Genomic DNA, 20,443 nt, shown 5'->3' on the forward strand with positions numbered 1-20,443 from the left:
GATGGAAAATATCGTAGACACTCACGCTCATCTTGACGGCGAGGAATTCGTCTCCGACATTGATGAAGTCATCGAAAGGGCTAAGAGCCAGGGAATTGGAAAGATTTTCATTCCGGCTATCAACGCCAAAAGCCTCGATAGTGTGCCGGCTCTGTGTCGGCGGTATCCTGGCTATCTCTACCCGATGATGGGATTGCAGCCGGAAGAAGTCGATGATGATTATCTCGATGTTCTTGCTAAGATGCATGCAGAACTGGTGTCCGACAGTAGCTATATTGCTGTTGGTGAGGTCGGTTTGGACTTCTATTGGACTCGAGAACATGAGAGGCAACAGCTCGATGCGTTCGAGAGGCAGATGGAATGGTCGATGGAAACACGGCTGCCGCTGATGATTCATTGTAGGAAAGCGCAGAACGAGCTGCTCAGCATGATGAAACCGTATAAGGATGAGCTGCCTGGTGGAGTGTTCCATTGTTTCACCGGAAATCAGAAAGAGGCTGAACGGTATCTCGAATACGACAATTTCGTTCTCGGCATTGGCGGTGTCCTTACGTTCAAAAGTTCGCACCTGCGGGAGGATCTACCGGCGTGTGTGCCATTAGACCGGATAGTGCTCGAGACCGATTGTCCTTATATGGCACCCGTTCCGCATCGCGGACAGCGCAACGAGAGCAGTTTCGTCGTTGAGGTCCTAAAGCAGCTTGCAGAGAGTTATGGGGTGGGGGTGGACGATGTTGCCCATCAGACTAACCTCAACGTAAAACGCGTCTTTGGCGTATGAATTCTTGGCTGAACGTGAAATTAATATAGAAAATACCGTCCTTAAGAGAGGTTTAATGCTAAAGAACTTTAAAATAATTCGGAAAATCCACTTTTGTGAGATTAATTCAATAATTTTGCAGTCCGAAATCAATGATATGACAATTGCTCGGTGAACACCGAATGGAAAGATGCTCGAGTGGTTGAAGAGGCACGCCTGGAAAGCGTGTAAACGCCTAAAGCGTTTCACGGGTTCGAATCCCGTTCTTTCCGCTGATTAAAGAATGTTTGAAAGTGAATTTCCAGAATATGACGGAAGTTCACTTTTGTTTTGAAGATGAATTTAAACTGTATGGAAAAGGCAGTTATGAAAAAATTTGTTGTGTCCCTGACATTGGCGGCGTTGGTACTGATGCCGGTGTCGGCAGTCGAAAAACCAACATCACAATCGAATGTTCAAGAGGTTCAGATGCAGCAGCCTAAAGCCAAACCTGAGGACAAGGCGACGGAAGAGGCTGACAAAGCGGCTTCGGATGCTGAGGAGAAAGCTGACAAAGCGGCTGAGGCTCAAGGCAGTGATGACGATGCGACCGACACTATGTCGGAAGATATGCTTCAGAATGCAGCTCAGGATGGTGCTACAGATGAGGATAAGCCAGTGGCAAATCCTGGAGAACAGGAGAATGTAGGGGTTTACAAATCGATTAAAACGAAGTTTATTGAGGGTAACGCGGGCTTTATGTCGCTCGTAGCCCTTGCCCTGGTCATCGGTCTCGCTTTCTGTATTGAACGGATAATATATCTCAGCCTGTCGGAAATTAATGCTAAGAAGTTCATGGAAAAGCTCGATGCTAAGATTTCATCCAAGGATATTGAGGGGGCAAAGGAACTGTGCCGCAATACACGCGGCCCTGTTGCTTCGATTTGTTTACAGGGATTGATTCGTATACACGAGACTCTCGACAATATAGAGAGGTCGGTGGTTAGCTATGGCTCGGTACAGTCGGCAAACCTGGAGAAGGGCTGTTCCTGGATAACGCTGTTCATAGCTATGGCTCCTTCGCTCGGCTTCTTGGGCACGGTGATTGGTATGGTTATGGCTTTCGACCAGATACAGGCTGCTGGCGACATCAGTCCTACTATCGTGGCTGCTGGTATGAAGGTGGCTCTTATAACTACTATCTTTGGTATTATAGTAGCCCTTATCCTCCAGATTTTCTATAATTACATCCTGTCGAAGATTGAGCATATCACGGCCCAGATGGAAGAAAGCGCAATAACGCTGCTCGATTCTGTCGCAAAGTATAAGTTGACAGTAAAGGATTCTGATGATGAGAATGCATGAAAACTTTCATTTGTGGTCGACGGAGAGAATATCTCAGACGGTGCTGTATATCATTGTGGGAATAGCAGTGGTAGTTTTCGCACTGTTTTTTCTCGTAGGCTACAATATGCCTTCGGTCGAGGAACCGAGCTTTAATGCTCCTTTGCTTACCGACGCACTATTGATTTTGATGATTGCCCTCCTCGTCGTTGCGGCTATAATAGGTTTTTTAGCAGTGATAGCCGGACTCCGCAAACGCGATTCAAGCGATAAAAATGTCAATGGTGTGCCTGCGGCGAAGATATCAATGATTACGTTCGGATTCACGTTCGCCATGCTTTTGCTGACATTCGTGTTCGGTTCCACTGATTCAATGACGATAAACGGGCACCAGTTCAGTGATGTCGTATCGCTGAAACTAACTGATATGTTCGTCCAAACCTCAATAGTCATGATTGTAGTGGCTGTGGCGGCTGTCATCTTTGGATACACTCGTTATATCAGAAGGAATAATAAATAAAATATAGGAGGAATAATGATGTTCGGATCAATGTTTAGGCGGAAGTTCGAATATAAGGTGCCGGGGCTCAATACAACTTCGACAGCTGATATTTCTTTTATGCTTCTGATTTTCTTTCTCGTTACAACATCAATGGATGCAGACAAGGGCATAACTCGGGAGTTGCCGCCTATAGATAAAAAATCGGAGAATACGCCGACTAATGTGGCTAACGATAAGACTCTCCGTCTGCGCATCGACGATGCCGGCAGACTATTCTGCAATGGTCATCCTATGGAGATAACGGCGTTGAAGGACAGTGCTGAACATGTGATTGAGAGGGGAGGAAAGGAGCATGTTATCCAACTGAAAACTGAAAGGAATGCTTCCTACGATTCATATTTCCACGTTCAGAACGAACTTGTGGCTGCATATAACTCCATTCGCAACGAAAAGGCAGTGCAGGCTTATGGAGAGTCCTATGAGCAACTGAGTGAGGCTCAGAAAGAAACAATAATAAAGGCAGTGCCGCAACGTATTTCGGAAACATATATAGAAGTAGACAATCAGCAATGAGTATGTATCGTCATCATAGTCATAAGGTCCCGGGATTGAATACAAGCTCTCTTCCTGACTTGATATTTTCAGTCCTCTTCTTCTTTATGATAGTCACACACATGCGCAAGGCTAATGTGTTGGTAAAGTATAAGGTGCCGGCTGGCACTGAGTTAACCAAGCTTACACATCGCTCTGCTACTACATATATATATGTCGGTAAGCCGATGGATCCGAGCGAAGGAAGTGAATCGGTAGTGCAGTTGAACGATAAACTTGTGAATGTAAAGGATATTGAGGGCTACATGAAGCATGTCCGTAAGAGTGCATCAGATGAAGACAAGGATAATCTTGAGGCTTCGATAAAGGCAGATCGGCAAACAAAAATGGGTATAATTACTGACATAAAACAAGCTTTGCGCAACGCAAATATACTAAAAATTAATTATTCAGCGACCTCAGAGCACAAGTAAAACATTAAAAAATAATCTTTTTCTTTCAGATTACAATAAAATTTCAGAATTTTCTTGTTAATTCGGAATGTTTATTGTAATTTTGCACAAAAACTAAATCATTTCAAATGTCACATAGAAGTTTAGACAAATTAGACAAGAAGATTCTTCATCTCATTTCAGAGGATGCAAGAATACCTTTCTTAGAGGTAGCAAGAGCTTGCAACGTCAGTGGCGCTGCAATTCATCAACGTATTCAGAAGCTCACAAATCTGGGTATACTGAAGGGGTCACAGTTTGTTATTGACCCTGAGAAGATAGGCTATGAAACATGTGCCTACGTGGGTCTTTATCTCAAGAACCCTGAAGATTTCGACGATGTTGTAGAGGCATTGAAGAAGATTCCGGAAGTCGTTGAGGCTCATTACACCACTGGCGGCTATGACTTGTTTATCAAGATTTACGCCATTAATAACCATCATCTTCTTAATATCATTCATGACAAGCTTCAGCCTCTGGGCTTAAGCCGTAGTGAAACGATTATTTCGTTCAATGCAGTCATCGATCGACCTCTGCCGATTATTGATTCTGCACTCGACGAAAAGGAAGATTAATTGACATAATATCGTCGTCTCCAGATTCTCAACAGTGTTGATCTGAAGAATAATGGAGACAATGTTGTTTGTCGATGTGATAATATTCTATAAAGGAAACTTATAGTTATCTAACCGCCTAATACAAATAATCCCTTATTCATTGTGCTACAATGCAATGTATAAGGGATTATTTATTTTTAGCGAATGTCAGTTTTATATATGCGCCTTGACGTTTTGAAGTGTATAAGTGGCTGACTTCTTGCTGGTTAACCAATTTTTGGCTTACTCCCCGTTACGTTCGTAATCGACGAAAGTGTACTTGCGGTGAGTCTTTTGAGTCTCATGGCTTTCCTTATTTACGACCTTCCATCCTTTTGAATAGTCGGGGAAGAAAGCGTCAGCCTCTTCTGGGACCGACTCAATCTCAGTCATGAACAGTCGGTCGGCCTTTGGCAACGATTCCTTGTAGAGGCTTTCACCGCCAATGACGAATACATCTGTCTCTCCGTTGCAACTATCTAATGCCTTGTCGAGCGACGAATATACCTCACATCCGGGCAATGCAGTGACGCTGTTGCTAAGGACTATGTTTCGGCGTCCCTCCAAGGGGCCTCCCGGTAAAGACTCAAACGTGCGTCGTCCCATTATAACGGTATGATTAAGAGTCAGTTGCCGGAATCTTGCCATGTCGGCTTTGATGTGATAAAGCAGTCTGTTCTTATATCCGATGGCATTGTTGCTTGCCACGGCTGCAATTATATTTAATCTCATAAGAATAAGTAATTACCTGTTAACCAATAGAAATTACACACTCACAGCCCCTGCAATGTGCGGCCAGGGGTGGTAGTCGACAAGCTTGAAGTCCTCGTACTTGAAGTCAAGGATATTTTTCACGTCGTGGTTTATTATCATTTTGGGCAACTTACGGGGCTTTCTGCTCAGTTGCAGCCTGGCCTGCTCTATGTGGTTGAGATACAGATGCGTGTCACCAGTTGTATGTATGAACTCTCCAGGTTCGAGTCCTGTCACCTGCGCCATCATCATTGTCAGTAGGGCATACTCAGCAATGTTGAACGGAACACCAAGGAAAGAATCGGCCGAACGCTGATAAAGTTGTAAGGATAATTTTCCGTTTGCCACATAGAATTGGAACAGACAATGGCATGGCGATAACGCCATGTTTGGCAAGTCGGCTACATTCCATGCGTTGACGACGATTCGGCGTGACTCCGGATGGTTCTTTATCAAGTCCACCGCATTCTGTATTTGGTCAATGGTTCCGCCCTTATAATCCTTCCAGGCGCGCCATTGCTGTCCGTAGATGGGACCGAGCTCACCATTTTCATCGGCCCATTCGTCCCATATACTTACCCCATGGTCGTTGAGGTACTTGATATTTGTGTCACCGCGAAGAAACCACAGCAATTCGTAGATTATCGATTTTAGATGCAATTTCTTCGTTGTCAGGAGCGGGAATCCATCCTGAAGGTTGAAGCGCATCTGATATCCGAAAACGCTGATTGTTCCCGTTCCGGTTCTGTCGTCCTTTTTTACTCCATCAGTAAGAATGTGATCGAGAAGTTGTAAGTATTGTTTCATTTTTTCACATGTGTAGTTTTTATCCTCCATTCCTGCGGATAGAGGTTGTTAGCTCTGTTGCCGAGATTGTTGGCGAAACCTAATCCGAGTCCTTTATATTTGATTGTAACAATTCCCCTTGGCGTTTCGGATGGCAGTACAATAGCTTCCCGGCGCAGGTAATTTATTGCCGTATTGTAATCGACCTCAACGCTCGGATAGTTGTTAGCCTCTTGGTCGGCTGATAAGGCCAATGATATGTCGGGAATTGTCTTTTTGCCTTTTATCGTCGGACTGTTGATGCCGTGGGAAAGTATGTGCAATATCTGTTCTGGCTTTCTTTTCCGCTGCACTGTCTGCGCAGAGTCGTCATTTTTTCTTAGTACAGCAATGAACAGTCCTTCACCTGTTGTTCTTCCTGGAATGAACCTATAAACAGGCAACGAGCCTTTCAGTGCACTGGTGATATTCCACTTTTCGTCAATATTCTTGATTGTAATTGGCTCTGCGCCTAAGTTATCGACAATCCATTGTACGTTGTCCTCATCCTCCTTAGCGTTGAAAGTGCATGTCGAATATATCAGAATTCCGCCAGGTTTAAGGCAAGGCCATATGTCCTCGACTATGGATCGCTGCAGACGCCAGCACGCCTCAACATTGTCGGGCGACCATTCGTTTATCGCGTTTGGGTCTTTTCTGAACATCCCTTCTCCGGAGCATGGTACGTCAGTGAGAATGACATCGAAATTGATTCCGGCCTTACTGTAATCCTTTGCGTAGTTGTTTGTTACCACAATATCGGGATGTCCGAATTTAATAACGTTCTCTGCAAGGATATTAGCCCTTGTTCTGTTGGGCTCATTAGAATACAGAATGCTGCCTTCGGGCAGAGCTGTCCGGGCGCATATCGTCTTTCCTCCGGGTGCCGCGCATAAGTCAAGCATCGTTACGGGCGACGTAATCAGCTGTCGGATAATGAAATCGACGAACATTGACGATGCTTCCTGCACATAGTAGGCACCGGCATGAAACAGCGGATCGAGTGTGAACGAAGGCCGTTCGCTAAGGTAGTATCCGTCCTTTGCCCACGGCACTGGTTTCATGCTGATACATTTCTCCGCGTCGCCGTAGCCCTTGAATAAATCGGCCGACGGCTTAAACGGGTTAAGACGAATGCTCACCGGTGGCTCGCTGCCAAGCCCTCTGAGCAGGGTATCGTACAACTCCTCACCCATGAGAGCCTTTGTCGTTTCTTCAAATTCTTTTGGCAACTGCATCATTATCATTAGTTTATCTCAATGTCATAAGTGTTGTCGTCGCTGCTTTTCTCCTCTTGGGGTTTCGGTTTTGGCGGATTCTTCAGATTACCCTTCTCGTCGAACATTCCGTAGGTAGTTCGCAGAACGATAAACTCCGTCCGTCTGTTGAGCTGGTTGCATATTTCCTGCTTGTCTTTATCCAGTTTCTTTATGAAATCCTCAGTGAGAACATCATTTTCTTTAAGCCATGGATACTTCTCGGTGAGTTTCTTTCTCACTGTTTTTGGCTTCTCCTTTCCATATCCAACAGGAGTTAGCCTGTCCTTGGCTATTCCGTGTTCCGTCAGGTAGGCAACGACATTGTTGGCGCGTTCCTGCGAGAGTTTCTTGTTGTATTCGGCCGGACCCTTGTAGTCGCAGTGCGCGCTGAGCTCAATAGTTACGTTCGGATTGTCGTTGAGCAGTTTAACCAGTTCGTCGAGAGCCTTCTTCGATTCAGGCCGCAGGGTTGCTTTGTCAAAATCGTAGAATATATTATCGATCATCACCGGCACCCTTATGCTTGCCAACGGGAACTGTAGTGTGTATTCCTTACTTTCGCTTACTGAGTCGACTTTCAGTTCTTCCTTGTGGTTTAGATATCCCTTGCACGACGCGAGCATGATGTAGTCGACACCTGGTTTTATTACCTGTTCAAAGCTTCCGTCACCCTTTACGCTGAGTTTAAGGTTCGTACCGTCGTCACCGACCATATATACCTGAGCAGCAGGCAGTTCATATCCCTCCATCTCATAGACCCATCCTTTCACGGTTTGGACTATCTCGGGCAGTTCGAAACTGTAGATATGGTCCCATCCGCGTGCGTCGCCTCTGTTGCTTGAGAAGAATCCACGATTGTGGGGACCCTCGAAAGTACATCCGAAATCGTCGCCTTGCGAGTTGAGCGGATACCCCGGATGCTCAAGATGGAACTTATGGTCTTTCCCGACCTTAGCGATGAAGATGTCGAGACCGCCGAGTCCTCCGTGTCCGTTGCTCGAAAAATATAGGTCGCCATTAGGGCGGAACGTTGGAAATTCCTCGTCACCGGGCGTGTTTATCGGCTCTCCGAGGTTCTCAACTCCTCCTGTCGTGCCTCCAATCAGTCTTACTCGCCAGATGTCGAGTCCGCCTTTACCTCCCGGCATGTCGCTTACGAAGTAGAGCCAGTTGCCGTCGGGGCTTATTGCCGGGTGGGCAAAACTGGACAAAGTGTCGCGGCTGATTTCGAGCGGCGTGGCTTTTCCCCATGAAGCATCGGCCCTGTTGCTGACAGCTATCTTCGCATAGCGGGGATAGGAGGGGTCGGTGGTGCACTGAGTGATGTACATCTCGCGGCCGTCGGGTGAGAATGCCGGTGTGCCCTCGTCGAATTCGGTGTTCAGTCCCGACTCGATAGTCTGCGGACGCCCCCAGTGGCCTTTATCATCCTTTTCGCTATAGAATATGTCGCCGGGTTTCACACCCGTTATTCCACTTAGTTCATCGCCCTGGGCCTCATTGCGTGTAGACGTGAAATAGAGCTGATCGTACTGGTCGCCGAAAAGCATTGGCGAGTAGTCGGAGCGCCTTGAATTGAACACATCCATCTTCTTGACGATGTATTTCGACGCATTTTTCTTCTCAGCCGGTGCCTCACTGGCCGCTAAAAGGCCTTCCTTTGCGGCCTTATTGCCGGGAAGGGAGTCGAGAACAATCTGATATTCCTTTGCCGCATCGCCGTATTGCCCTTGTTTCATGAGGTTTTCGGCAAGTTTCAAGTGCGTTTCCGGGCTGTCCTGATGATACCTTATGACGTTGCGGTAGGCAGCGATGGCCTTTGCCGACGAGTTGATGTAGTCGTTGGCAAGGGCAATTTTCTTGCTGACTTGACCGCGGGCCTTGCGCTCCTTTGGCGGAATGCGCCGGTAGGCCTGCTTATACTGTTCGGCTGCATCGTGGTATTCGCCAAGAGAGAGATATTTGTCGCCCTTCTTGATGTTTCGGTCTGCACCGCAGGAAACAAAGCCGAGGAGAAGGATAACGACGAGAATCCATCCCACATTCGGCCTGCCACCATCAGTGCTATGTCTATGTTGAATTATTGATTTCAGTTCCATATTTCCATAACGCAGATTTCGCTCCGTTATTGTTTCGTCCACATTATTCTATATATTTGTTTGACGAGTCGGTGAGCACATCTTTGACGATATTCTCAATCTGCTTTTTCAGTTCGTTGACGAACATTGCCGGGTCGTATTTGTGATGCTCAATATCGCGCAATTTCTTCTCCCATATACCGGTGAGCTCGGCCGATGTGAGCAGTTTCTCCTTTATAGTGTCTATCAGCGCGATACCCGTCTCGGTGGCTTCTAAGCTTTTCCTCTTCCGTCTGATATAATGCCGTTTGAACAGAGTCTCGATTATACCGGCCCGCGACGACGGTCTTCCTATACCATTCTCCTTCAGAGCAGCCCTAAGCTCCTCATCCTCAACGAATTTTCCGGCTGTCTCCATTGCCCGGAGCAGCGAAGCCTCGGTGTAATGTTTTGGCTGTGTTGTCATCTTCTCGGTGAGCGTGGGCTTGTGCGGACCCGATTCACCTTTCTCAAAGTGGGGTAGGCTCCTCGTGTCGTTGTCGGCCTTTGTGTCGTTGTCAGTTGGGCTGACATCGTACATGCCGTAAACCACGTGCCATCCCGGGTCGAGAATCTCTTTTCCTGTAGCCTTAAAGTCGATGGGCTTTCTGTCGTCGGGCTGCACTGAACCGATGACCGTTGTCGTAGCGAACTTGCAGTCGGGATAGAAAACCGAAATAAAGCGTAACGCAATGAGATTGAACACGTTAAGCTCAACGTCGGTGAGACCTCGTGGCGGCACACCGGTTGGGATTATGGCGTGGTGGTCGGTGACTTTTGAAGTGTCGAACACCCGTTTCGTTTTTTTCAGTTTCTTACCTCCGAGGGGCCGAATGAGCTCTGCATACGGCCTGTTGTTGGCAAAAGACGTCATAAACAGTCCGTTCATAATGTCGGGACACTTGGGGTATATGTCGTCGCTGAGATACTGTGTGTCGACACGGGGATATGTCGTGAATTTTCTTTCGTAAAGAGTTTGAACCGTATTGAGGGTCATCTCAGCCGAATAGCCGAATTTCCTGTTGCAGTCGACCTGCAGCGACGTGAGGTCATAGAGCTGCCGCGGTTGCTCAGTGTTGTTTTTTTTGACAACACTCGTTATCGTGAACGGCTTTCCGTCAATGAGCGCGAAAGCTTTTTCGCCATCCTCCTTGTTTGTAAACTTTCCCGATGTGGCGGTGAAAAGCGTGTCGCGGTATACTGTCGACAGCACCCAGTAGGGCTCCGGCTTGAAGTTGTCTATCTCCTTCTGTCTCTGCACGATAAGAGCCAGTGTCGGAGTCTGCACGCGTCCTATGGACAGTACCTGATGATTGCGGCCGTATTTGAGCGTGTAGAGTCTCGTGGCGTTCATTCCGAGAATCCAGTCGCCAATGGCGCGGCTTACCCCGGCAAGGTAGAGACTCTCATAGTCGGACTGCTCCCTGAGATGTGCGAATCCATCGCGAATGGCCTCATCGGTCATTGACGATATCCAGAGCCTGCGGACGGGACACTTGACGTTGGCTTTCTGCATCACCCACCGCTGGATGAGCTCACCCTCCTGGCCGGCATCACCACAGTTGATTATCTCGTCAGCATTGTCGTAGAGCTTTTTTATGACGTTGAACTGTTCCTTTATCCTCTTGTCGTCGATAAGCTTAATGCCGAAACGCGGTGGAATCATCGGCAGCGCGGCCAGCGACCAGTGCTTCCAATTCTCACAATAATCGCCAGGCTCTTTCAGCTCACACAGATGACCGAACGTCCACGTCACCTGATAACCGTTGCCCTCCATATATGAACGGTGGTCGGTGGTTGCTCCTAATATTCTGGCAATGTCTCTTCCTACGCTTGGTTTTTCGGCTATACAAACTTTCATACATGCAAAAGTACAAAAAAAGTTGCGTTGAAAGGTAAGAGTCTTTACTTTTTCTGTTAAAAACTTGCATAAAAGTGGAAATGTTCTTATATTTGCAGTCGCTTAACAAAAAATAGTATAACAAAACGGAACTGCCTATCGGAGCAACATTACTTAAAAATAAATTAAAACTTTAAGGAATGAAGAATCTTAATGAGATGACCGACGAAGAGTTGGCCGTATCTTATATAGAAGGTAACAACAGGGCTTTCGATATGCTGTTAAGCAATAATCAGCGTAAGGTTTTTATGTACATCCTGTTTGTTGTGCGCAATCGCGACGTGGCCAACGATGTGTTTCAGGACACTTTCGTAAAGGTCATTACGCAACTGCAGCAGCACCGCTACGCGCCTAACGGAAAGTTCAGCGCGTGGGTTATGCGTATTGCCCACAACGAGATAATGGACTGGTACCGCAGCCAGCGCAACGACAAGGTGGTGGAAGCTCCTAAGGAGAACGACCTGTCGAATATCGGTGGTGCCGATGTTACGCTCAGCAGCATTGAAAGTCACTACGTCAACAGGCAGGTTCTCGCCGATGTTAAGCGCATGATGAACTGTCTTCCCGCCACTCAGCGCGAAGTCGTTTTCATGCGGTTCTATCAGGAGATGTCCTTTAAGGAGATTGCCGAGACCACCGGTGTGAGCATCAATACGAGCCTTGGGCGCATGCGGTATGCCATTCTTAACCTTCGCCGCATGGCCAAGGAACATGGTGTTCAGCTACAGCTGGCTTTTTAGCCAGGCTATGGTGGCCTTCGGGTCGTCGGCTTTGAAGACGTAGGACCCCGATACCAGCACGTCGGCACCACGGGCCGCAAGCTTGGGTGCAGTCTCGCCGTTTACTCCTCCGTCGATTTCGATGAGGGCATTGCTGCCGCTCTCCTTAATCAACTTGCGCAACCGGTCTATTTTCTTGTATGTGTTCTCGATGAACTTCTGTCCGCCGAATCCCGGGTTTACGCTCATGAGGAGCACCATGTCGACATCGCAGATTATGTCTTCAAGTACCCCGACGGGTGTGGCCGGATTGAGGGTGACGGCAGCTTTCATCCCAGCCTGATGTATTTGTTGTATGGTGCGGTGCAGATGGGTGCACGCCTCGTAGTGCACATTCATCATCATTGCGCCTGCATCGGCTAAGAGGTTGATCCACTTGTCGGGTTCCACGATCATCAGGTGCACGTCGAGCGGTTTCTTGCATATCGACTTCAGCCGCTGGAGTACTGGGAATCCTATTGTGATGTTGGGGACGAAAACTCCGTCCATGATGTCGATGTGAAGCCAGTCGGCATCGCTGTCGTTGATCATCTCAACTTCTTTCTCGATGTTCAGCGGATTACCGCCAAGCAGTGATGGCGATACGATTATCTGTTTCATAAAGCGTTAGTTAAGGCAGTAAGCCTCTTTTCTTCCATTTATCTCCACTGTGCGATAGGTGTAAGCTATCTGGCGGATGAGATTCAGTGTCCTCTCTGATGGATTAAAGTCTTCGTTAGTAAAATTATGAATCATAGGCGTTAAGCTTTTGAATTATACATTGTTGTCTTTTTTAATTGTTTCTGTTATTTAAACGCAGGCTTCTCGATAATATTATATATGAGACCATAATTTTCACAAGTTCTTTTTTCTGTTTTCCTCTTACTTTCCGTCTCTTAGTTTTTTCGCTTTCGGTTGTCGCTTGCTTGACTTTTGGGGACGAGAAATGAGCGTCATTAAACAGCCGCGCGAGATGTTCCGAATGTTGGCGAGGATAGAATCAATTATTTGAAATACTTTTACAGCATTCCAATATGTATCGTTTGGCGTTGCGAAACGGCCCGTTTTGCACGCTGAAACGGCCCGTTTGAGGAGCTAAAACGGCCTGTTTCGCAACGCCAAATGATATGTTTCTGTAAGTCGTTGAGAATCAGAAAGTAGCACGGATGGCTCTTAAGTATCTGCTGTCTGAATTATTTTTACATCCTGATTCAGTTCCTTGGCGTTCTTTCCACCCCTTTTATGAAGTTATTATGGGGCATTATCCATTTGGCTCTCGAATGATGTTGCATTTCGATGTTGATGTTGCAATGTTGATACGAAGTTTCTGCGTTGTGCCTATACATTATTTATATACTATGTAAGAATTCACGTTTAAATTGAAGAAAAATAATGATTTGTTTGAAATTTTAGCCAAAAAGTTTTGGAAAGTCATTTAATTGTCGTATCTTTGCACTTGTAAACAAAAACAAGTAAAGACAATGATTATTTCTAATAACACAGCATGGTGGTGGCGTCGCTCAAGGATTTACAATTCGTGAGATGCGCAGCCTTGCGGTTATTTCGAAGATAACAAGGAACAAAAGTAAGAGGCTCGTCGTAGATCACGGCGAGCCTCTTTTCATTAAGAAATACAAACTAACACTTTATTGCTATGAATGTAAACGGGATTTTCAATCAGTTGTTGAATCATGAGGAGCTGACACGCGAGCAGACAAAGGAGATTCTTATTGGCATTACCAAGTCGGAGCTCAACGATGCGGAGATTTCTGCATTGCTCACAGCTATCCAGATGCGCGGTATAACGGTTGACGAACTGTTAGGTTTCCGCGATGGAATTCTTGAGACGGGGTTGTCGGTACCCTTGGCTGCCGACAGATATATTGATGTCGTCGGCACTGGCGGTGACCGCAAAAATACGTTCAACATCTCTACAACGTCATGTTTCGTCATAGCAGGAGCAGGATATAAAGTAGCCAAACATGGCAATTATGCCGCTACATCGGTCAGCGGCGCGTCGAATGTCATTGCCAATCATGGAGTTAAATTCACCGACGATATTGACAAGTTGAACCGTTGTCTCGACGAGTGCGGCATCGTCTACCTCCACGCCCAGCTCTTCGCCAAGGCTATGAAGTTCGTGGGTCCGATACGTAAGGCACTTCCTTTCCCCACATTCTTCAATCTTCTCGGCCCTATAATCAACCCTTCGAAGCCGCAGTGTCAGCTGCTCGGTACGGCCACCCTCGACCAGATGCGCCTCTACAACCAGGTTTACCAGCGCCTTGGCATCGACTACGGTATCGTGAACAGTGTTGACGGATATGATGAGATTTCGCTCACCGACGACTTCAAGGTCACGACAAACAACTATGAGAAGGTTTTCAAACCGTCCGACCTTGGATTCGATTACGCCAAACCGGAGGAAGTCGTCGGTGGTGCCACCGAGGATGAGGCCAAGCAGATATTCGATAATGTGCTGGCGAACAAGGCTTTACCGGCCCAGAAGAATATCGTTCTTGCCAATGCAGCCTTCGGCATTCAGGTTCTGGAGAAGGGACAGAAGGACGTCAGCGAGTGTATAGACATTGCACGCGAGAGCATCGACAGCGGAAGAGCTCTGGCGACATTCAAGAAGTTCGTCGAACTCAACTCGTAGTTTTTAACTCATGAAACGTTAACTCGGAATATGGATATACTTGAAGAAATCGTTGCTCACAAGCGCAGGGAACTTGAGGAGTGGAAATCGATGCTCAGTATGCGGCGGCTTTATGAGCTTACGGCTCCTTTGCTCGACACTCCTGTGCCGTCGATGAAGGCAGCACTGGCCGACAGTAGCACCGGCATTATCAGTGAGTTTAAGCGCAAGAGTCCGTCGAAAGGGTGGATTCATAAGGATGCCAAAGCCTCGATTGTACCCAAGAGCTATCAAGACAGTGGAGCCACGGCTCTCAGTATTCTCACTGATAGTCAGTACTTTGGCGGTTACGATGAGTTCGTCCAGGATGCTCGGGCGACGGGGGTGACTATACCTATATTATATAAGAACTTCGTCATCGATGAGTATCAGCTCCTTCAGGCGCGCCATTGTGGGGCCTCTGCCGTACTGCTTATCGCCGCCGAACTGACGGTCGACGAGTGCCGGAGGCTGCTCGCCGCAGCCCATGAGCTTGGCTTGGAGGTTCTCCTCGAGATGCACTCCGAGAAGGAACTCGACTATGCTGAGCTCGAGCCCGACATGTATGGTATCAACAACCGGAACTTGGGAACGTTCATCACCGATGTCAACAACTCTTTCGCACTTGCCGAAAGGCTGCCGAAGGAGGGGGTGAAGGTCAGCGAGAGCGGCATATCCAGTCCGGCAACGGTAAAGGAACTGCGCCGGCATGGGTTTAACGGATTTCTCATGGGTGAATGTTTCATGAAGGAGAGTAACCCCGGTGAGGCTCTCGCCGGTTTCATCAGTGAACTTGAGAAAGCATAGAGACTATGGATAAGAACATGATAATAAAGGTGTGCGGCATGCGCGAACCAGAGAATATCCGTAGCATTGCCGCCCTCGGTATCGACTGGATGGGACTTATTTTCTACCCTAAGAGTCCGCGATATGTCAGTCAGACGAACTCAAAAGCGGGAATCATACCCGATTATCCGTCATTCGGCAAGGCCGGATCGGCCGGAAAATCTGAAGGAAGAATAAAAAGGGTAGGGGTCTTCGTCGATGATATGCCGCAGAATATCATCACAAGGGTTTATAACTACAATCTTGACATTGTCCAGCTCCATGGCAGTGAGAGTCCGGTGATGATTGACAATCTGCGCAGGACGCTCGACCCCGACATTCGTCCGGGCGTAAAAATCATGAAGGCTATAAGCGTTTCGGATAGCGACGATGTGGCTAAATACAAGGAATATGAGGGTTGCGTCGATTATTTCCTGTTCGATACGTCCACGCCTATGAAAGGCGGCAGCGGCAAAATGTTCGATTGGACGGTGCTCGATGCCTATGATGGCGAAACTCCTTTTCTCCTTAGCGGTGGCATCGGACCAGCTGATGCTCAGCGGGTTAAAACTTTCAGCCATCCACGGTGTATCGGGATAGATCTTAATTCGAAGTTTGAGTCGGCTCCGGCGGTGAAGGACGAGAATCTTCTACGGGCCTTTATCAATGAGGTCAGAGCATGATTCGGTTTATTGTTTGTAATAAAATATTGTCTATATGAATAAGATAAACGAACTGTTTAAGAACCGCCACGACGCTAAACTGCTGTCGCTCTACTTCTGTGCTGGCTGTCCTACGCTTGAGGGTACGGGCAGTGTTATCAAGGCTATGGAGCGCAGGGGTATAGCAATGGTCGAGGTGGGAATGCCGTTCAGCGATCCTCTCGCTGATGGTCCGGTCATTCAGAGTGCCGGAACGGTGGCATTGAAAAACGGAATGACGCTGAAACTGCTGTTCGAGCAGCTTAAAGCTATCAAGGATGAGGTCCATATTCCGTTGATAATCATGGGCTATCTGAATCCGGTGATGCACTACGGCATGGAAAATTTCTTCAAAAGTTGTGTGGAGAGCGGTGTCAGCGGGACGATAATTCCCGACCTTCCGTTCGAGGATTATATCAAGGTGGTGAAGCCGATAGCAGATAAATACGATGTGAGGGTAATCATGATGATAACTCCCGAGACGTCGGCTGACCGCATACGCTTTATCGACGACTACACCGATGGATTCATCTACATGGTCTCGTCGGCAGCCATCACGGGAGCGCAACGGAGCTTTGACGATGCTAAGGTGGCTTATTTCAACCGTATTAATGCCATGAATCTGCGCAATCCGCGAATGATTGGTTTCGGAATATCCAACAAACAGACTCTTGAGTCGGCACAGGCCAATGCAGCCGGAGCTATCATTGGCTCAAAGTTCGTTACACTGCTCAACGAGACTAAGGACCCCGATAAGGCCTTAGACGAGCTCTTTGATGCACTAAAGAAGTAAAAGATTATGAAATATACAGTAGACGAGAAAGGTTTCTTCGGACATTATGGCGGCGCTTATGTGCCGGAAATATTATATAAGGTGGTCCACGACTTGCAGGAGGCTTATAAGCCTATCATTGAGAGTAAGGACTTTCAGGATGAGTACGAGTCGCTGCTTAAAGATTATGTTGGGCGTCCGTCACCGCTCTATTATGCTAAGCGCATGAGCGAGAAGTATGGTTGTCAGCTTTATCTGAAACGGGAGGACCTCAATCATACGGGTGCTCATAAGATTAATAACTGCATTGGTCAGGTGCTCTTAGCCAAGCGTATGGGCAAGACCCGAATCATTGCCGAGACCGGGGCAGGACAACATGGTGTGGCGACAGCCACGGTCTGTGCACTGATGAACATCGAGTGTGAGATTTTTATGGGTAAGACGGACGTGGAGCGCCAGCATACCAATGTTGAGCGTATGCGTATGTTGGGAGCCAAAGTCCACCCTGTGACAACGGGAAATATGACGCTCAGCGACGCTTGCTCGGAGGCTATACGCGACTGGTGCTGCCATCCGCGCGACACATATTATATGGTTGGCTCGACAATGGGACCGCATCCTTATCCTGATATCGTGGCTAAGATGCAGAGCGTCATATCGAAAGAGATTAAATGGCAGCTGAAAGAGAAGATAGGACGCGACTACCCAGATTATCTAATCGCCTGTGTAGGAGGCGGTTCCAACGCTGCCGGAACAATATATCACTATATTGACGACGACAGAGTGAAGATTGTGCTCGCTGAGGCCGGCGGACATGGCATCGACACCGATTTCACCGCTGCCACCATCCACTGCGGAACGGAGGGCATTATCCATGGTGCAAGGTCACTGGTCATGCAGACAGACGACGGTCAGATAAAGGAAGCATTCACCATTTCGGCTGGTCTCGACTATCCGGGCATAGGTCCTATGCATGCCGATCTGCATGAAAAAGGCCGTGAGACTGTGCTCGCCGTCAACGATGATGAGGCCATCTATGCAGGATATGAGCTGACACGAATGGAAGGTATCGTCCCTGCTATTGAGAGTGCGCATGCTGTTGCGGCTCTGAAAAAGCTGACGTTCAAGCCTGAGGACGTCGTAGTGCTGACGGTCAGCGGCCGAGGCGACAAGGATGTTGAGACTTATCTGAAAAACAAGAATATGGCTAAGGAATATGGGAACTTTTAACTATACAACGAAATCGAGAAAGATTCTCGCCGATTTGTATACGCCGGTGGGAATCTATATGACCCTGCGCGACCTCTATCCTCAGAGTATGCTCATGGAAAGTTCTGACTATCATGGCACTGACAACTCCCGAAGTTTCATAGGAATACATCCCATTGCTCATATTGCCGTATCGCATGGAGAGGTTAAATCGGTCTATCCGGATGGTTCTACCGAAAGCAAGAAAATTGATTCTTCGGTCAAAGGAAATGCCAAGGAGGTTGTGGCAGCAGCACTTAACGAATTTCTCAGCAAATTCAAGGTGGAAGGGCAAGGCTCCGAATTCTACGGTGTGTATGGCTATACTTCGTTTAATGCAGTGCGCTATTTCGAGGATATTCCCGTCAAGGACACTACGATGCAGAAAAATGATGCACCCGATATATTATATATAATGTATAAGGACATCATCGTCTTCGACCATTTTAATAATGTGATGGAATATATTACCCTTGGCTCCGACGACGATCTTGCTGCTCTCCAGAAGGCGTCTCTGCGCACTAATGTGAAACCTTATGACTTCCATCCCGTTGGTGAGGCTACATCGACCCTTACCGATGAGGAGCATAAAGCCAATATCCGGCGGTGCGTGAAGCATTGTTTGCGTGGCGATGTCTTTCAGATTGTCATCTCGCGGCGATTTGTGCAGAAGTATGAGGGCGATGATTTCAAGCTTTATAGAGCTCTTAGGTCGATTAATCCGAGTCCTTATCTGTTCTATTTCGACTTTGGGGGATTCCGCATTTTCGGCTCCAGTCCTGAGACTCACAATCGTATCGTGGGCAACAAAGCGTTCATAGACCCGATTGCTGGTACCACGAAACGGACTGGAAACCCTGAACAAGACAAAAAGAACGCAGAATTCTTGCGTAATGATCCAAAAGAAAATGCAGAGCATGTCATGCTCGTTGATCTTGCAAGAAACGACCTGAGCCGCAATTGTCACAACGTAAAGGTCGACTTCTACAAGGATATGCAGTTCTACAGTCATGTCATTCACCTCGTCAGTAGGGTCAGTGGTGAGCTCAACGAAGGCGCTGACCATATTAAGGAATTTATCGATACGTTCCCTGCCGGTACCCTCTCTGGGGCTCCGAAAGTACGTGCCATGCAGATAATTTCAGAGTTGGAGCCTCATAATCGCGGTGCCTATGGTGGCTGCATCGGATTCATCGGACTTAATGGCGACCTCAATCAGGCAATTGTTATAAGGACTTTCATCAGCCGAAACGGTGAGTTGTGGTTCCAGGCAGGCTCAGGTGTCGTGGCAAAGAGCAACGACGAGTACGAATTGGAGGAGAGCAATAACAAGCTTGGTGCCCTCGTTAAGGCAATAAAAATAGCGGAAAAGATATGAAGTTAGTTGTAATCGACAATTACGATTCGTTTACGTACAATCTCGTTCACCTTGTAAAGGAACTTGGTGCTGACGTCGATGTTAAGCGCAACGACCAGTTTCAACTGAGTGAACTGGAGCCGTACGACAAGATAATCCTTAGTCCCGGTCCAGGAATCCCTTCTGAGGCAGGGCTCCTTCTTGATGTCATAAAAACGTATGCCGGACGAAAGCCAATGCTCGGCGTGTGTCTTGGGCATCAGGCTATAGGCGAAGTTTTCGGCGCAAAGCTCGATAATCTCTCACAAGTCTTTCATGGTGTAGCTACACCGATAAAGCTTCTGGGCAACGATCCGATATTCAATGGACTTCCACGACGTATTGTCGTGGGGCGTTATCATTCGTGGGTGGTGTCAAAAGATGGTTTTCCCGATTGTCTTGAGATAACGGCTGAGAGTGATGATGGGGAAATTATGGGCTTGCGGCATAAAGACTTTGATATCAGGGGAATACAGTTCCATCCTGAGAGCGTGTTGACTCCTGAGGGAAAGACCATTATGCGCAACTGGCTGAACCTTTGATTTTAAAGGCGAGGCGTACGGTTTATAGCTTTATTACGCACTTCCTGATAGTCCATGGTGTGCCGGTTAACGAATCGGTAAGCCATGGATTGCACTATCAGTATGTCATAGCTTATGTATCAATAGTATCTTTCCTGAACATATAAAATGCAAGTTGAGCCTTTATTGATAGCCATTTATGAGGATAGCTTTCCATAAATTGAGCTTAGCGGGATGCATGTTTCAGCTTGCAACAAAGAAAAAGCCCCTCACTCTTCTGGAGTGGAGGGCTTTCAAGTTAACCTGTTTCTATACTTTCTCTCTAACTATAATCTCTCAAACTTCTTGCTTTCTACTTTGTTCCTATAAATAGACCCAGTGTTGTTATGACACCGAATGCAATCGTTGCAATAGCTGCAATCTCAAATATTTCCATCTTTTTACCTCCGTACTAATGTTTTTACGCT

General features: G+C 47.3%; 21 protein-coding genes and 1 tRNA gene. 15 read left to right on the forward strand and 7 right to left on the reverse strand.

What is annotated here, in order from left to right; translation table 11 throughout:
- Nucleotide 1 precedes the first annotated feature (1 nt).
- The 7 genes from LDN30_RS05935 (at nucleotide 2) to LDN30_RS05965 (ending at nucleotide 4,203) form a co-directional block, all read left to right on the forward strand.
- On the forward strand, nucleotides 2–781 hold the full coding sequence (locus tag LDN30_RS05935) for a TatD family hydrolase (protein WP_223928994.1): 780 nt from the start codon (nucleotides 2–4) through the stop codon (nucleotides 779–781).
- Between the two features lie 163 nt (nucleotides 782–944).
- Nucleotides 945–1,032, forward strand: a tRNA-Ser gene (locus LDN30_RS05940).
- A gap of 196 nt (nucleotides 1,033–1,228) precedes the next feature.
- Entirely contained in the window at nucleotides 1,229–2,104 is an 876-nt protein-coding gene (locus LDN30_RS05945; protein WP_223929431.1) for a MotA/TolQ/ExbB proton channel family protein, read from the forward strand.
- Complete coding sequence (locus LDN30_RS05950) at nucleotides 2,097–2,603, forward strand: hypothetical protein (RefSeq protein WP_223928995.1); 507 nt, start codon at nucleotides 2,097–2,099, stop codon at nucleotides 2,601–2,603. Before LDN30_RS05945 ends, LDN30_RS05950 begins: the two co-directional genes overlap by 8 nt.
- Nucleotides 2,604–2,633: 30 nt before the next feature.
- Nucleotides 2,634–3,158 (forward strand): ExbD/TolR family protein, encoded by a 525-nt coding sequence (locus LDN30_RS05955; protein WP_223928996.1) that lies wholly within the window; start codon nucleotides 2,634–2,636, stop codon nucleotides 3,156–3,158.
- 2 nt (nucleotides 3,159–3,160) lie between these two features.
- On the forward strand, nucleotides 3,161–3,610 hold the full coding sequence (locus LDN30_RS05960) for an ExbD/TolR family protein (RefSeq protein ID WP_306421515.1): 450 nt from the start codon (nucleotides 3,161–3,163) through the stop codon (nucleotides 3,608–3,610).
- 107 nt (nucleotides 3,611–3,717) lie between these two features.
- On the forward strand, nucleotides 3,718–4,203 hold the full coding sequence (locus LDN30_RS05965; protein ID WP_223925858.1) for an Lrp/AsnC family transcriptional regulator: 486 nt from the start codon (nucleotides 3,718–3,720) through the stop codon (nucleotides 4,201–4,203).
- 264 nt (nucleotides 4,204–4,467) lie between these two features.
- Here the strand turns inward: LDN30_RS05965 and LDN30_RS05970 are convergent, their stop codons facing one another.
- From LDN30_RS05970 to LDN30_RS05990, 5 genes are read right to left on the reverse strand one after another with little or no spacing between them, the layout of a single operon-like run.
- On the reverse strand, nucleotides 4,468–4,956 hold the full coding sequence (locus tag LDN30_RS05970; protein WP_223928997.1) for a dihydrofolate reductase: 489 nt from the start codon (nucleotides 4,954–4,956) through the stop codon (nucleotides 4,468–4,470).
- 33 nt (nucleotides 4,957–4,989) lie between these two features.
- Nucleotides 4,990–5,784, reverse strand: a complete 795-nt coding sequence (locus LDN30_RS05975) for a thymidylate synthase (RefSeq protein ID WP_223925860.1) — start codon at nucleotides 5,782–5,784, stop codon at nucleotides 4,990–4,992.
- Nucleotides 5,781–7,040, reverse strand: a complete 1,260-nt coding sequence (locus LDN30_RS05980) for a methyltransferase RsmF C-terminal domain-like protein (RefSeq protein ID WP_223929432.1) — start codon at nucleotides 7,038–7,040, stop codon at nucleotides 5,781–5,783. The genes LDN30_RS05975 and LDN30_RS05980 overlap by 4 nt, the downstream gene beginning before the upstream one ends.
- A gap of 8 nt (nucleotides 7,041–7,048) precedes the next feature.
- Nucleotides 7,049–9,160: a PorE family type IX secretion system protein gene (porE, locus tag LDN30_RS05985; RefSeq protein WP_223925861.1), complete on the reverse strand. Its 2,112-nt coding sequence runs from the start codon at nucleotides 9,158–9,160 to the stop codon at nucleotides 7,049–7,051.
- A gap of 43 nt (nucleotides 9,161–9,203) precedes the next feature.
- Complete coding sequence (locus LDN30_RS05990; RefSeq protein ID WP_223925862.1) at nucleotides 9,204–11,039, reverse strand: DNA topoisomerase 3; 1,836 nt, start codon at nucleotides 11,037–11,039, stop codon at nucleotides 9,204–9,206.
- 179 nt (nucleotides 11,040–11,218) lie between these two features.
- On the opposite strand from LDN30_RS05990, the gene LDN30_RS05995 reads away from it, so the two are divergent.
- Entirely contained in the window at nucleotides 11,219–11,818 is a 600-nt protein-coding gene (locus LDN30_RS05995) for an RNA polymerase sigma factor (RefSeq protein ID WP_223925863.1), read from the forward strand.
- On the opposite strand, the gene rpe is transcribed toward LDN30_RS05995, so the two are convergent.
- Together rpe and LDN30_RS16385 are read right to left on the reverse strand one after the other, a co-directional pair.
- The gene (gene rpe, locus LDN30_RS06000) at nucleotides 11,801–12,457 is read right to left on the reverse strand and encodes a ribulose-phosphate 3-epimerase (protein ID WP_223925864.1); all 657 of its coding nucleotides are present in this window, start codon (nucleotides 12,455–12,457) and stop codon (nucleotides 11,801–11,803) included. The two genes, LDN30_RS05995 and rpe, sit on opposite strands and share 18 nt — an antisense overlap.
- A gap of 6 nt (nucleotides 12,458–12,463) precedes the next feature.
- The gene (locus tag LDN30_RS16385) at nucleotides 12,464–12,592 is read right to left on the reverse strand and encodes a hypothetical protein (RefSeq protein WP_262901592.1); all 129 of its coding nucleotides are present in this window, start codon (nucleotides 12,590–12,592) and stop codon (nucleotides 12,464–12,466) included.
- A gap of 898 nt (nucleotides 12,593–13,490) precedes the next feature.
- Here LDN30_RS16385 and trpD point away from each other — a divergent pair.
- From trpD to LDN30_RS06035, 7 genes are read left to right on the forward strand one after another with little or no spacing between them, the layout of a single operon-like run.
- Complete coding sequence (gene trpD, locus LDN30_RS06005; protein WP_223925865.1) at nucleotides 13,491–14,495, forward strand: anthranilate phosphoribosyltransferase; 1,005 nt, start codon at nucleotides 13,491–13,493, stop codon at nucleotides 14,493–14,495.
- 30 nt (nucleotides 14,496–14,525) lie between these two features.
- Nucleotides 14,526–15,320, forward strand: a complete 795-nt coding sequence (trpC, locus tag LDN30_RS06010; RefSeq protein ID WP_223925866.1) for an indole-3-glycerol phosphate synthase TrpC — start codon at nucleotides 14,526–14,528, stop codon at nucleotides 15,318–15,320.
- A 17-nt stretch (nucleotides 15,321–15,337) separates the two neighbouring features.
- On the forward strand, nucleotides 15,338–16,021 hold the full coding sequence (locus tag LDN30_RS06015; protein WP_223926933.1) for a phosphoribosylanthranilate isomerase: 684 nt from the start codon (nucleotides 15,338–15,340) through the stop codon (nucleotides 16,019–16,021).
- A 34-nt stretch (nucleotides 16,022–16,055) separates the two neighbouring features.
- Nucleotides 16,056–16,832, forward strand: a complete 777-nt coding sequence (gene trpA / locus LDN30_RS06020; protein WP_223925867.1) for a tryptophan synthase subunit alpha — start codon at nucleotides 16,056–16,058, stop codon at nucleotides 16,830–16,832.
- 6 nt (nucleotides 16,833–16,838) lie between these two features.
- On the forward strand, nucleotides 16,839–18,041 hold the full coding sequence (gene trpB / locus LDN30_RS06025; RefSeq protein ID WP_306421506.1) for a tryptophan synthase subunit beta: 1,203 nt from the start codon (nucleotides 16,839–16,841) through the stop codon (nucleotides 18,039–18,041).
- Entirely contained in the window at nucleotides 18,028–19,437 is a 1,410-nt protein-coding gene (locus LDN30_RS06030) for an anthranilate synthase component I family protein (RefSeq protein ID WP_223925868.1), read from the forward strand. Before trpB ends, LDN30_RS06030 begins: the two co-directional genes overlap by 14 nt.
- On the forward strand, nucleotides 19,434–19,997 hold the full coding sequence (locus tag LDN30_RS06035) for an anthranilate synthase component II (RefSeq protein ID WP_223925869.1): 564 nt from the start codon (nucleotides 19,434–19,436) through the stop codon (nucleotides 19,995–19,997). The genes LDN30_RS06030 and LDN30_RS06035 overlap by 4 nt, the downstream gene beginning before the upstream one ends.
- Nucleotides 19,998–20,443: the final 446 nt, after the last annotated feature.

The organism is Prevotella lacticifex, from assembly GCF_019973375.1.
Lineage (GTDB): Bacteria > Bacteroidota > Bacteroidia > Bacteroidales > Bacteroidaceae > Prevotella > Prevotella lacticifex.